This is a genomic window from Polaromonas aquatica (assembly GCF_042659145.1).
GTDB lineage: Bacteria > Pseudomonadota > Gammaproteobacteria > Burkholderiales > Burkholderiaceae_C > Polaromonas > Polaromonas aquatica.
On the sequence record NZ_JBHSRS010000083.1, the window covers coordinates 26,611 to 40,068 of the forward strand.

General features: G+C 62.6%; 11 protein-coding genes. 5 read left to right on the plus strand and 6 right to left on the minus strand.

Annotated features, from left to right (window positions below; genetic code table 11):
* Nucleotides 1–98: 98 nt before the first annotated feature.
* From ACFQND_RS19325 to ACFQND_RS19335, 3 genes are read right to left on the minus strand one after another with little or no spacing between them, the layout of a single operon-like run.
* Nucleotides 99–947 carry an extracellular solute-binding protein gene (locus ACFQND_RS19325; RefSeq protein WP_371437617.1) on the minus strand — a complete coding sequence of 283 codons (849 nt, stop codon included), beginning with the start codon at nt 945–947 and terminating at the stop codon, nt 99–101.
* The gene (locus ACFQND_RS19330; protein WP_371437618.1) at nt 944–1,633 is read right to left on the minus strand and encodes an ATP-binding cassette domain-containing protein; all 690 of its coding nucleotides are present in this window, start codon (nt 1,631–1,633) and stop codon (nt 944–946) included. Before ACFQND_RS19330 ends, ACFQND_RS19325 begins: the two co-directional genes overlap by 4 nt.
* Complete coding sequence (locus tag ACFQND_RS19335) at nt 1,630–2,382, minus strand: ABC transporter permease (RefSeq protein ID WP_371437619.1); 753 nt, start codon at nt 2,380–2,382, stop codon at nt 1,630–1,632. Before ACFQND_RS19335 ends, ACFQND_RS19330 begins: the two co-directional genes overlap by 4 nt.
* Before the next feature lie 117 nt (nt 2,383–2,499).
* Here ACFQND_RS19335 and ACFQND_RS19340 point away from each other — a divergent pair, with 117 nt between their 5' ends.
* Nucleotides 2,500–3,609 (plus strand): substrate-binding domain-containing protein, encoded by a 1,110-nt coding sequence (locus tag ACFQND_RS19340; protein WP_371437620.1) that lies wholly within the window; start codon nt 2,500–2,502, stop codon nt 3,607–3,609.
* A gap of 94 nt (nt 3,610–3,703) precedes the next feature.
* Here ACFQND_RS19340 and ACFQND_RS19345 read toward each other — a convergent pair whose 3' ends face one another.
* Nucleotides 3,704–5,965 carry a heavy metal translocating P-type ATPase gene (locus ACFQND_RS19345; RefSeq protein WP_371437621.1) on the minus strand — a complete coding sequence of 754 codons (2,262 nt, stop codon included), beginning with the start codon at nt 5,963–5,965 and terminating at the stop codon, nt 3,704–3,706.
* Between the two features lie 149 nt (nt 5,966–6,114).
* The gene (gene senA / locus ACFQND_RS19350; RefSeq protein ID WP_371437622.1) at nt 6,115–7,353 is read right to left on the minus strand and encodes a selenoneine synthase SenA; all 1,239 of its coding nucleotides are present in this window, start codon (nt 7,351–7,353) and stop codon (nt 6,115–6,117) included.
* Here senA and senB point away from each other — a divergent pair.
* The 4 genes from senB to ACFQND_RS19370 all read left to right on the plus strand — a co-directional run bounded on the left by senB (nt 7,352) and on the right by ACFQND_RS19370 (nt 12,179).
* Complete coding sequence (gene senB, locus ACFQND_RS19355) at nt 7,352–8,413, plus strand: selenoneine biosynthesis selenosugar synthase SenB (RefSeq protein ID WP_371437623.1); 1,062 nt, start codon at nt 7,352–7,354, stop codon at nt 8,411–8,413. The genes senA and senB overlap by 2 nt on opposite strands.
* A gap of 10 nt (nt 8,414–8,423) precedes the next feature.
* On the plus strand, nt 8,424–9,488 hold the full coding sequence (selD, locus tag ACFQND_RS19360) for a selenide, water dikinase SelD (RefSeq protein ID WP_371437624.1): 1,065 nt from the start codon (nt 8,424–8,426) through the stop codon (nt 9,486–9,488).
* Nucleotides 9,489–9,707: 219 nt separating this feature from the next.
* Nucleotides 9,708–10,334, plus strand: a complete 627-nt coding sequence (locus ACFQND_RS19365; protein WP_377414372.1) for a TRAP transporter small permease subunit — start codon at nt 9,708–9,710, stop codon at nt 10,332–10,334.
* A gap of 18 nt (nt 10,335–10,352) precedes the next feature.
* The gene (locus tag ACFQND_RS19370; RefSeq protein ID WP_377414375.1) at nt 10,353–12,179 is read left to right on the plus strand and encodes a TRAP transporter large permease; all 1,827 of its coding nucleotides are present in this window, start codon (nt 10,353–10,355) and stop codon (nt 12,177–12,179) included.
* Nucleotides 12,180–12,275: 96 nt separating this feature from the next.
* Here ACFQND_RS19370 and ACFQND_RS19375 read toward each other — a convergent pair whose 3' ends face one another.
* Nucleotides 12,276–13,358 carry a TRAP transporter substrate-binding protein gene (locus ACFQND_RS19375; protein ID WP_377414378.1) on the minus strand — a complete coding sequence of 361 codons (1,083 nt, stop codon included), beginning with the start codon at nt 13,356–13,358 and terminating at the stop codon, nt 12,276–12,278.
* Between the last annotated feature and the right edge of the window lie 100 nt (nt 13,359–13,458).

Consider the following 13,458-nt stretch of genomic DNA (forward strand, 5'->3'; position numbering starts at 1 on the left):
TGCCAGCAGGGGCCGCGGAACCGCCTTTGCCGGGCCGCAGGCGCCGTCCCCTGGAGGGGAGAACGGACTACACGCAGTGAGCCTGGACAAGGGGGAACTCACTTGGTCGCGTTCGGGAAAAACAGCTGCTCACCGTTGATCTTGTAGCCGGCGATCACGGCCTGCCCGGCGGGAGAGATCACCCAGTCCACAAACTTCTGCGCTTCAGCGGCCTTGGCCTGCGGGTGTTTGGCCGGATTGACGACCATCACGCCATACTGGTTGAACAGGCGCGTGTCGCCCTCGACCAGCACCACCAGGTCAGCCCGGTTTTTAAACGACAGCCAGGTGCCGCGGTCGGCCAGCACATAGGCGCCGGTACTTGCCGCGATGTTCAGCGCCGGGCCCATGCCACAGCCGCAGGCCTTGTAAGCGGAGAAGGCCGGTTTGTCGGCTGGCGTTTCAATGCCCGCTGTTTTCCAGTAACGCAGCTCGGCCGCATGGGTACCGCTCTTGTCGCCGCGTGAGACAAAGTTTGCGTTGGCAGCATTAAGCTTTTTCAGGGCCTCAACAATGTCCTTGCCCCTGGTTTTGGCCGGATCGGCGGCCGGCCCCACCAGCACAAAGTCGTTGTACATCACCGGGAAACGTTTGACGGCGAAACCCTCGGCGACCACTTTTTCCTCGGCCACCTGGTCATGCACAAACAGCACATCGGCATCACCGCGGCGGCCCATGTCGATCGCCTGGCCGGTGCCGACCGCGACCACCTTGACATCAATGCCGGTGGCCTTTTTAAACTCAGGCAACAGGTAAGGGAAAAGCCCCGACTGCTCGGTGGAGGTTGTTGAGGCCATCACGATAGGCCTGGTTTGCGCTATCGAAACAGTAGCTGCCAGGGCAAAGCTGACGGCTGCCAGGGCCCTGATGGCCTTGAGATTCCGCGAAATCATGGTGAAACCGTTCATGCAAGCTCTCCTTTTAAAAAATTTGTAGCCGCCATCGGCAAAGGTCCGTTGAAAAATTCGTGCGTGGGTCTGTCCGCCACCATGTGGCCGTGCTCCAGGTAGACCACCCGGCTGGCCAGGCGCTTGACCTGGCCGAGGTTATGGCTGCTGAAGACCAGCGTCATGCCGGCATCGGAAAACTCGGCCATCAGGCGCTCGACCTCGCGTTTGGCCGTCGGGTCCAGGCTGGCCGTGGGCTCGTCGAGCAACAACACCTGCGGCTTGAGCGCCCAGGCCCGCGCCAGCGCCACCCGCTGCTGCTGCCCGCCGGACAGCGCCTTGGCATTGCGGCCCGCCACATCGGCCAGGCCGACACGCTCCAGCGCTTGCAGGGCCTGCGCTTTGGCCAGGGCCCAGCCTGTACCGTTTAGGCAAAGGCCCAGCGCCACATTGTTCAGAACGCTGGTGCGCAGCATGTACGGGCGCTGGAACAGCATGGCCTGGCGCAGGTGGGCATCATGCGCGAGCCGGCCCGATGCCGGGCGCGTCAGTCCATGCAGCGTTCGCAGCAAGGTGCTTTTGCCGCTGCCGTTGGAACCCACCAGCGCCAGCCTTTCGCCGGCATGAACGTGCAGCGTGCAGGCACTGAGCGCCCTGACCTGGCCGAAACTCACGCTGACGGCATCGAGACTGAAAACCGCGCTCATGGCTGTGCGCCCTTGACCGCCGCGCCAAGCGCCACATCAAGCACCGGGTCATCGAGTTGCTCGCGCCAGCGCCTGAGCAGCGCGATCAGGATATTGAGCAGCAGCACCACACCGAGCAATACGATACCCAGCGCCAGCGCCAGCGGCAGGTCGCCCTTGCTGGTTTCCAGCGCTATGGACGTGGTCATGACGCGGGTAAAACCATCGATGTTTCCGCCCACCACCATCACCGCGCCCACTTCGGAGACAGCGCGGCCAAAGGCGGCAATCAACACCGTCATCAAGGCATAGCGCTCATCCCACAACAGCAGCAGGCTGCGCACAAAACGCCCCGCACCCAGCGACTGGAACTGCTCGCCGTGGCTGCGGTCGGCGTCTTCAATGGTTTGCCGCACCAGCGCAGTGACGACAGGCAGCACCAGCACGCTTTGGGCCAGCACCATGGCCTTGAAGGAAAACAGCCAGCCCAGAAAACCCAGCGGTCCGCTGCGCGACAGCAACAGGTAAACCACCAGCCCCACCACCACGGACGGCAAGGCCAGCGCCGTATTGAGCAGCGCCAGCACCGCACCGCGCCCGCGAAAACGCGACACACCGAGCCAGCCGCCCAGCAACAAACCACCGCTGCAGGCAATCAGGCAGGCGCAGGCACTCACCGCCAGCGAGCGCAGCACGATGCTGGCAAGCATGGGATCAAATGAAGTGATGAGTGAAAACGCCGTCGCGGCGCTGTCCGAGAAAGTGTTCATGCCAAAAAGTTCTGCCGGACTCTAGCGTAGACCGCATGGCCCTCGTGCGCATCGGGAATCACCAGCTATGAAACATTTTGCATAGGAAAAGCACGGCCCCGATAATCCAGACCATACATGCACAAAGTCGAACTCTCTTACCTGCTGTCCGCAGAGCGCGGCAAGGACGCGCTGATACGCAACCCGCTGATGGACATGCTGCACGCTGTGCGCGAGCACGGCTCCATCTCAAAGGCATCAAGGGAACTCGACCTGTCCTATCGCCATGTGTGGGGCTCACTCAAGGAATGGGAAAAAACGCTGGGGCGCGAACTCATCATCTGGGACAAGGGCCAGCGCGCGCGGCTCACCGAGTTTGGTGAAAAGCTGCTCTGGGCAGAGCGCCAGGCACAGGCTCGGCTGGCACCGCAAATCGAGGCACTGCGCGGCGACATAGAACGCGCGTTTTCAACCGCATTTGACGACAACGCCCACGTCCTGACCATGTATGCCAGCCATGACGCCGCGCTGTCGGCCCTGCGCGAGCAGACCAGCCCGCGCGGGCTGCACCTGGACATACGCTTCATGGGCAGCGTGGACGCGATTGCAGCGCTGAATGCCGGACGCTGCATGATGGCCGGCTTTCATACGCTGGAGCAACCCGGCATGGCCTCGGTAGCAGCACAGACCTACCGCAACCTGCTCAAACCCGGCCTGCACAAGCTGATCGGGTTTGCGCACCGCAGCCAGGGTTTGATCGTCGCAAAAAACAATCCGCTGCGCATCACCGGTCTGGCTGACCTGAAGCGGGCCGGCCTGCGCTATGTCAACCGCGCCGAAGGCACGGGCACACGCGTTCTGCTCGACGAACTGCTGGGCCAGGCCGGCATGAAAGCCTCAGACGTGCACGGCTACCAGAGCCAGGAACCATCACACACCGCTGTGGCCCAAACCATTGCCAGCAATGCGGCCGATGCGGGGCTGGGCATTGAAGCGGCGGCGCATGAGAAGGGCCTGGGTTTTGTGCCCCTGGTCCAGGAGCGCTACCACCTGGTGTGCCTCAAGTCCGAACTGACCACACCGGCGGTGCAGGCCCTGCTCACGGAGCTGCAAAGCCCCAACTGGCAAACCACGCTGCACAAGCTGCCCGGCTACAGCGGTGAGTTGGCCCAGAGCGGCCAGGTGCTGTCCTTGCTGGCCATGCTGCCCTGGTGGAGCTACCGCAAGCCGAAAACCAGCACAAAATAAGCAGAAGCGGTGATATTTTTAATAAAAACAGGCTGTGGCCAAGTCACCATGCGCGCGACCAGCTATTGAATCAATAGCAACCAAGGATTTGCCGTCACCTGTTTTTTGCGCGCAGCAGCCGCAAGCCGTTGCCCACCACCAGCAGGCTGGCGCCCATATCGGCAAACACCGCCATCCACATCGTTGCGCTCCCGAAGACAGCCAGCACCAGAAATATGCTCTTGATGCCCAGCGCCAGTGCGATGTTCTGCCACAGGATGGAATGCGTACGTTGTGACAGCCGTACGGTTTCGGCGATCTGCTCCAGGTTGTCGTTCATGATCACCACATCGGCGGCTTCCATGGCCGTGTCCGTCCCGGCGCCGCCCATGGCAAAACCAATGTCGGCCTGCGCGAGTGCAGGCGCATCGTTGATGCCGTCGCCCGTCATGCCGGTCACGCCATAGCGCTGCTGCATGTCCTTGATCGCCTCAAGTTTGGCTTCGGGCAGCAGGTCGCCGCGCGCATCGTCAATGCCTGCCTGCGCAGCAATGGCATGCGCCGTAGCATTGTTGTCACCCGTGAGCATCACCGGCGTGACCCCTATCGCCTTGAGGTCTGCAATCGCCTGCCGCGACGTTTCTCGTATGGTGTCCGCCACCGCAAACAGGGCCAGCACATGCGTCGCATCGGCGAGAAGCGTGACAGTTCGGCCTTGCTGCTCGTGTCTGGCCAGCTCGAGCTCAAGCTCGGGTGTGCACAGGCCGCTTTCGTGGACCAGCCGGTGGTTTCCCAACAGCAGGTTGCGGTCCCGGATCACGCCCTGCACACCGCGCCCCGGCAGTGCCGTGAAGTCATGCACCGCCGCAACGTCCAAATCGAGGCCGCTGGCAATAGCCCTGGAAACGGGGTGGTCAGAGCGGTCAGCAAGGCTTGCTGCGGCCTCCCTCGTCGGCTCCTCCTCGGCATCACCCCACACACGCCAGTCCACCAGTTTGGGTTTGCCTTCGGTGACGGTGCCGGTCTTGTCCAGCGCCACGGCCTTCAAAAGGCGGGCTTCCTCAAGGTAGGTGCCGCCCTTGATGAGGATGCCCCGGCGCGCGGCAGCGGACAGGCCGCTCACCACCGTGACCGGCGTCGAGATGACCAGCGCACAAGGGCAGGCAATCACCAGCAGCACCAGGGCCTTGTACAGGGCCTCCAGCCAGGTCAGGCTGGTCAGCAGCGGCATGAATGCCGCCACTGCAACCGCAACAGCAAACACCGCCGGCGTATAGACCGCGGCAAAACGGTCAACAAAACGCTGCGTGGGCGCGCGGCTTCCCTGTGCCTGCTCTACCGCATGGATGATGCGCGCCAGCGTCGTGTTGTTCGATGCGGCCGTCACGCGCAGTTCCAGCTCACCCGTCTCGTTGATGGTGCCGGCAAAAACCTTGTCGCCGGCGGCCTTGTCGACGGGGATGCTTTCCCCAGTGATCGGCGCCTGGTTGATCGCGCTGTTGCCCTTGACGACAACCCCGTCCATGGGCACACGTTCACCCGGCTTGATGCGTACCGTGGCCTCCAGCGGCACCTGGGCCACCGGCGTCAAAACCCATGAACCATCGGGCGCCAGCATGAGCGCCTGTTCAGGCGTCAGGTCCAGCAGGCCCTTGATGGCATTGCGCGCCCGGTCCACGGCCCTGGCCTCAATCAGTTCGGCAATCGCGTACAGCGCCATCACCATCGCCGCTTCCGGCCACTGGCCGATCAGGAAGGCGCCCGTGACGGCAACCGCCATAAGGGCATTGATGTTGAGCCTGCCGCGCAGCAGTGCCGCCATGCCCTTTTTGTAGGTATCAATACCTGCCAGCCAGATCGCCAGCGCGGAGACAGCCATGCCGGCGGCTTTCCAGGCCAGCGCATCGGGGGCAAAAAATGAAATCACTTCCGCGCCCGTGGCCAGGACCAGGGCCGCCACCAACCGCGAAATGCCGCTGCCAAAGCCGTGTTCGTGGTCATGATCACCATCATGCGCATGGTCATGTGCCGGCCCGCTGTGCCCGCCAGCATTGCCATGGGCGCCCGCTGCGGCAGGCCTGGGATCAAAACCGGCCTTGCGAATGGCCTCAAGCGCCAGCGGATAGGCTTCTTCAGCCGCATCAATCGTTAGCGTGCGTGCGCCCAGCTGGAACCCCAGCGAACGGATATTGGGAATCGGCTCAAGCGCCCTGCGGATTTCCGACTCCTCGGCACTGCAGTCCATGGTGGCGATGCGAAATGCCCGCCCGGCGGCATTGGCTGGCCTGGCGACGGCAGGGCCGGCCGGGATGCTCGCAGAGCATGCAACGGAACCACAGGACTCCGCACCCGGAAAAGATGTATTTTTGGTTTGCATGGATGTATTGGAAACCTTGTAGTGACTTCAAAGTCAAGCAGCACCGCTCAACGCCCTTGCCCATCCAGGTGGAAACTCCGGGAAACCGGCTGATTCAGCATGAAAAAGCACTGTAGCCAAGTAAATATGAGCGCAACCAGCTACGTTTTTTATAGCGTACAGGACCTGAACCCACAAAAAATATCGTCGCGCTCCGGCAGGTAAAAGTTGCGGAACCTGGGGCTTTTCATGCGGGCACGCGTGGCGAACGAAGCCCCGCGCAAGACCTTGTGACTGCCAAACCAGGGCTCGGAATAGTCCCGGTACGGATCCGGCAAAAACCCGGGATAGGGCCTGAAGGTGGTGCCCATCCATTCCCACACGTCGCCCCAGCGAAAACCCCGGCGCGCCGCCGTGTGCGCGGCCACTTCCCACTCGACCTCGGCCGGCAGGCGGCGCCCAGCCCAGCGACACCAGGCATCGGCCTCCCACCAGCTCACATGCATGACCGGCTGGTTGCCCGCCAGCCGCATGGGCTGGCCAAAGCGGGTTTGCATCACAGCGCCGCTGGCCACGCCAATCTCCTCCACATAACGCGGGCCGCGCCGGCCCTCACCGGCCGCCAAGGCCTGCAGCCACGACCAGCCGTCGGGGTGCCAGAGTTCCTGGCGGTCGTAGCCGCCGTCGTCCACAAACTCCACAAACTGCGCCCAGGTCACGGGCTGGGCGTCGATCTCAAACTCGGGCACGCTGATGGCATGAACGGCTTTTTCGTTGTCGAAGGCAAAACCACCCCCGGCCGGGCTGCCCATCTGCCACACCGTTGCCGGAACCAGCACCGGCCCCTGCAGCGCCAGCGATGCCGGAGTGAAAGCCGCCACCAGGGGCTTGTCCAGCAGCAGGCCCAGGGTCTGGGCGCCGTAGGCCAGGGCCTCAGCATGCATGTCTTCATGAAAAAGGCAGAGGCGGTAAAAGTACAGCGCGTCATCCTCGTCGCCGGCCTTTTCGAGCAGGTCCAGTGTGCTTTCCAGCGTGTCGAGCAGGTAGGCGCGGCAACTCCCGGCGTCGGGCAGGGCCAGCGCCCAGCGCGTGTCATGCGGCACCCGGGACGAGTCCCACCAGCTGTCCGCATTCGGCTCAATCGAGGCCAGCCGGGTGTGATCCGGCGCACAGCGCGTACCCAGGGCGCGCTGCATGTTGCGGCCGATCCAGAACTCCTGGAACCAGCCCACATGGCCCAGTTCCCACAAAGGTGGATTGATGGTCGCAAGCTGGGGCACCACAAAACGCACACCCTCCAGCGCCTTCTGATATTGGCCAAACAGGTGCAGCGTATGATTGCGCGCATCCATCAGCGCCAGCGACAAAAGCTCTCGGCCTGCGCTGCGCATCAACGGCGAATCGATCATGTCCGCAGCCGCCGTGGCCCGTGAACCCGATGACGAAGAAGGTATGGAATCTGAAGCCACAACACTGGTCCTGGTAAGCCCGGCGATGGCAGAGGCCAACAACGGCAACTGGCACACCGCGCACCGCTGGGCACAATTTCTATCAGGTCATTGTGACATTGCGCTGTGCAAGGATTGGCAGGCACCGGCGTGCCTGCCACCCCGGGCAGGCACGCCCCAGGCCATGATCGCCCTGCATGCCCGCCGCTCGGCCGACTCGATTCGCGCATGGGCCAATACCTGCCCCGGCAAGCCGCTGATCGTGGTGCTGACCGGCACTGACCTTTATCGTGACATCCACAACGATGTCCCGGCGCAGCAATCACTGGCATTGGCAACCCACCTGGTGGTGTTGCAGCAAGACGGCCTGGCGGCACTGCCCGCCGCATGGCACGGCAAAACGCAGGTCATCTACCAGTCTGCCCCGGCCCTCCAGCCGGCCCGCAAGTCCAGCCGCAACTTTCGCGCCGTGATGGTCGGCCATTTACGGGAGGAAAAAGGCCCGCTTACCTTCATGCAGGCGGCCACGCATGACTTTATGCCGGGCATCTATTTTGACCAGATAGGCCAGGCGCTGGAGCCCCGTTTCGCCGAGGCCGCGCAGGCCACAGCACTGCGCGCACCCCGCTACCGCTGGCTGGGCGGCATGGGTCGCGCGGCCACGCGCCAGCGCATCAAGCGGGCCCATGTGCTGGTGAACTGCTCGCAAATGGAAGGCGGTGCCCAGGTGATTCTGGAAGCGGTCCAGTCGGGTACACCTGTGCTGGCTTCGCGCATAGGCGGCAACGTCGGCATGCTGGGGACCGACTACGCCGGCTATTTCGCACATGGCAATGACACGCAGCTTGCCGGGCTGGTGCGGCGCTGTGCGGCGGAGCCGGATTTCCTCGCCTTGCTGCAAAAGCAGTGCCGCCTGCGCGCTCCCCTGTTTGATCCACAGGAAGAAAGGCGCCTTGTCATAAACTTGGTGGATTCCGCCCTCCGCAGCCCGGACCATTCTGCACGGCCTGCGCGCCCCTGAAAGACTGATGATGAACACCCTCAAAACCCTGACCACACCCACCTCACCGCGCCTGACAAGCCTTTCCCACGGCGGCGGCTGCGGCTGCAAGATCGCGCCCGGCGTGTTGAGCGAGATCCTGAAAAACTCCAGCAATTTGCCTATCCCGAAAGAACTGCTGGTCGGCATAGAAACCGCCGACGATGCCGCGGTGTACCAGCTCAATGAGAACCAGGCACTGATTGCCACCACCGACTTTTTCATGCCCATCGTCGATGACCCGTACGACTTTGGCCGTATCGCCGCTACCAACGCCATCAGCGACGTCTACGCCATGGGCGGCACCCCCATCATGGCACTTGGACTCGTCGGCATGCCCATCAATGTGCTGCCGCTGGAGACCATAGGCGCGATCCTGCGCGGCGGCCAGGATGTGTGCCGCGATGCCGGCATCCCTATCGCCGGCGGCCACACCATCGACTCTGTGGAGCCGATTTACGGCCTGGTTGTGATGGGCCTGGTACACCCTTCGCGCGTCAAGAAAAACTCTGGCGCAAAAGCCGGCGACGTGCTGATCCTGGGTAAACCGCTGGGCATAGGCATCCTGTCGGCCGCGCTGAAAAAGGAAGCCCTGTCCGACCAGGGTTATGCGCAAATGATTGCGGTCACCACACAGCTCAACAAACCCGGTATCGCGCTGGCGCAAATGGACGGTGTGCATGCGCTGACCGACATCACCGGTTTTGGCCTGGCTGGCCATGGGCTGGAACTGGCACGCGGTGCCCAACTGAAAATGGAACTACGGCTGGACCAGATCCCGTTGCTGCCCGGCGTGCTTGAGCTGGCGGCACAAGGCATGCTCACAGGTGCATCGGGGCGCAACTGGGCCAGCTACGGCCCTGAAGTCACCCTGCCGGCCGGCATCACGCCAGCGCAGCAGGCCCTGCTCAGCGATCCGCAGACCAGCGGCGGCTTGCTGGTGTCCTGCAGCCCCGACGGCGCCGACCAGGTGCTGGCCTGCTTTCACAGCCAGGGGTTCGCAAACGCCAAAGTCATAGGCCGCATGACCGAGGGCCGGGGTCTTCAGGTGATCTGAGAGCCTGTTTGTGCACGGTGCAGCGCCCCGGCTTCGGCTGAAACCGGCAGCACCGCCTGGTCGACGCGTTATACCTGCGAACAGCGTCATTCCGCTGTCAGCTTGTACCTTATAGTCCCTATAAAATTCCCCCGCACTGATTTACATCCGGCCCCGCACCTTTTGAGGGCGCGCCGGGGGTTTGTCGTGGCGCTGACTCTTTTTCCCTGGAGACAAAAAATGCAAGCCCTCTTGAAGTTTTCCAAGGCCGTGGACTGGCTCAATGCCCAGATCGGCAAATCCGTCATCTGGCTCATTCTGGCCGCCACGGTCATCAGTGCGCTCAACGCGATTGTGCGCAAGGTTTTCAACACCAGCTCCAACGCCTTCCTCGAAGTGCAGTGGTACCTGTTCGCCTGGTCCTTCCTGATCGCCGCCGGATTCACCCTGCTGCACCGTGAGCATGTGCGCATCGACGTGCTCAACAGCCGCATGTCCAAGAGCGCACAGGTCTGGATCGACATCATCGGCTTCGCATTCTTCCTCACGCCGCTGTGCCTGACGGTGCTTTACCTGTCCGTGCCTGTGGTGATCCAGATGTACCAGTCCGGTGAAATGTCCGGCAACTCCGGCGGCCTGATCCGCTGGCCTGTGTGGGCTGCGCTGCCTATCGGCTTCACCTTGCTGCTTTTGCAGGGCTGGTCGGAGCTGATCAAGCGCCTCGCCTTCCTGCGCGGCCAGGGCCCCGACCCCATGGGCCGCCTGACCGACAAGACGGCTGAAGCCGAGCTGATCGAAGCCCTGCGCCGCGAGGCCGAAGCGAATGCCGGCCAGAAGGCCGACGCCAGCCCAAAACCCCAACACTGACCGAGGCGGAAAAACACCATGGAATTCATTGTTGCCAACTTCGCCCCGATCATGTTCGCCGGGCTGATCTGCTTCCTGCTACTGGGCTTTCCAGTGGCATTCAGCCTCGGGGCTTGCGGCCTCTTTTTCGGTTTCGTCGGCATAGAGCTCGGCGTGTTCCAGTCGTCGGTGATGGCCTGGCTGCCCCAGCGGCTGATCGGCATCATGTCCAATGACACCTTGCTGGCGGTGCCCTTCTTCACGCTCATGGGGCTGATCCTGGAGCGCAGCGGCATGGCGGAAGACCTGCTTGACACCGTCGGCCAGGTCTTCGGTCCTATGCGCGGCGGCCTGGCCCTCGCCGTGATCTTTGTCGGCGCTTTGCTGGCGGCCACCACCGGCGTAGTCGCCGCCTCGGTCATCTCGATGGGCCTGATCTCGTTGCCCATCATGCTGCGTTACGGCTACGATCGCCGCCTCTCCAGTGGCGTGATCGCGGCTTCGGGCACGCTGGCCCAGATCATCCCGCCCTCCCTGGTGCTGATCATCATGGCCGACCAGCTCGGCAAGAGCGTCGGCGACATGTACAAGGGCGCTTTCCTGCCCGGCTTCATGCTGATGGGCCTGTACGTGCTCTACGTCGTGTTCCTCGCCATCTTCAAGCCCGCGCAAGTGCCGGCGCTGCCGATCGAGGCGCGCACCTTCCGCGAACCCAACGGCAGCGGCGGCTACATTTCCCTGGTTGGGATCACCGCACTGTCTGCGGTCGTGGCGGTCTTCCTGGCTCGCAACATGGAGGCCGTGCACTCATGGTTCCAGGGCGAGGCCGTGACCTTTGTTGCCACCGACGAAAAAGTCGTGGTCGCCATGTGCGGCGGCGTGTTCGTCGCCTTGGTCATCGCGCTGATCAACAAGGGCCTGAAGCTCAACCTGCTGTCGCGCCTGGCCGAGCGCGTGACCTTTGTGCTGATCCCGCCGCTGTTGCTGATCTTCCTGGTGCTGGGTACGATCTTCCTGGGTGTGGCCACGCCAACAGAAGGCGGCGCCATGGGCGCCATGGGTGCACTGATCATGGCCTGGGTGCGCCGTCGCATGAGCTTCTCGCTGCTCAAGCAGGCACTGGCTTCGACCACCAAGCTGTCAAGCTTCGTGATGTTCATCCTGATAGGCGCCACGACCTTCAGCCTGGTATTCCAGGCCGCCGACGGCCCGATCTGGGTCGAGCACCTGCTGACGTCCTTGCCGGGCGGCCCGGTGGGCTTTCTGATCGCAGTTAACGTGCTGGTGTTCTTCCTGGCGTTCTTCCTCGACTACTTCGAGTTGTCCTTCATCGTGGTGCCGCTGCTGGCGCCGGTGGCCCACAAGCTGGGCATTGACCTGATCTGGTTCGGCGTGCTGCTTGCAGTGAACATGCAAACCTCGTTCATGCACCCGCCCTTCGGTTTCGCGCTGTTCTTCCTGCGTTCCGTGGCACCTGAAAAGCAGTATGTGGACCGCGTTACGCAGAAGGTCATGGAACCGGTGACCACGATGCAGATCTACAGGGGCGCGATTCCTTTCGTGCTGATCCAGCTGACCATGGTGGGCGTTCTGATCGCCTTCCCGCAAATCGTGACCGGCAGCCTCGACAAGGCGGTTAATGTCAACATGGACGACGTGGGTGCACAGATGCGCGACAGCCTGAAGCCCGAGAACGACGCCACGCCGGCCGACCCCTACGGCGCGCCGGAAGAAGCCACGCCGGGCCCGAAGACGGCGCCAGGCGCCGAAGGTGCCGCACCAGCCATACCCGAACCCTCGACGGAAAGCACCGAAAGTGATCCGATGAAAGCCATGCAGGACGCACTCAAGCCCAAGAAACCCTGATCTCCAGGTCCTCCGGGTTCCTTTACAAGGGAGCCCCATGAAAAAAGGCCGGCCTGCTTTCGCAGGCCGGCCTTTTTGCTTGTGACTACCGGATCGTCAGATCTTGACCGAGTTCATGTACTGGTTGAACGGGTACTCGGAGAAACGGTTCCACAGGATCTGGTCGCGCTGGAATGCACGCATGTCCTGGTGGATCTTCTTGAACTCGGGCGACTTGGCTTCGTGCTCGGCGAACACTTCCATGGAAGCCTTGAAACCGGCGTCCATCACGGCCTTGGGGAAAGGCTTGAGCTGGGTCTTGGCAGCAACCAGGCGTTTCAATGCGATGGGGTTGTAAGCATCGTACTTGGCGGTCATGTCGCGCGCGGCAACATTGGTGGCTGCGTTGAGGATGGCCTTGTTCTCATCCGACAGCTTGGCAAAGGCCTTGTTGTTGATGAAGAACTCCAGGTCGGCGCCGCCTTCCCACCAGCCTGGGTAGTAGTAGTACGGGGCCACCTTGTTGAAGCCCAGCTTCTCGTCGTCGTAAGGGCCGACGAACTCGGCGGCATCCAGCGTGCCCTTTTCGAGCGCCTGGTACACATCGCCGCCTGGCATGTTCTGCGAGACCACGCCCAGCTTGGCCATGGCTTCGCCAAACACGCCGCCGCCCATGCGCATCTTCAGGCCCTTGAGGTCGGCGACCGTCTTGATTTCCTTGCGGTACCAGCCGCCCATCTGCGTGCCGGTGTTGCCGGCGCTGGCAGTGTGGAAGTTGTACTGCGCAAAGAAGGCGTCAAGCAGCTTGCGACCGTTGCCGTATTGTTTCCACGAATCGTTCTGGCGTGCGGTCAGGCCGAAAGGCACGGCGCAGCTGAAGGCGAAGATCGGGTCCTTGCCGGTGAAATAGTAGGCGGCAGACTGCGCCATTTCGAGCGTGTCGCCCTGCAGCGCGTCAACCACGCCGAATGCAGGCATCAGTTCACCTGCGGGATGGGTCGTGATTTCGAACTTGCCGCCAGACAGCGCCTTGACGGTCTTGGCCAACATTTCAGCACTGCCGAAAATCGTGTCGAGCGAACGGGGAAAGCTCGATGCAAGACGCCAGCGAACAGCGGCCTGGGCATGCACTGCGGGTGCAACACCGGCAGCCAGCACGCCGGCAATGCCGGCATTTTTAATAAGGGAACGGCGATCCATGAATTTTTCTCCTGAAGGTTGCCTGAGTTATTGAAAGTCACTTTGCACTGATCTGCCTGACCACCATGAAACACCTTCTTCAGGGTGTTGTGACGGCTCG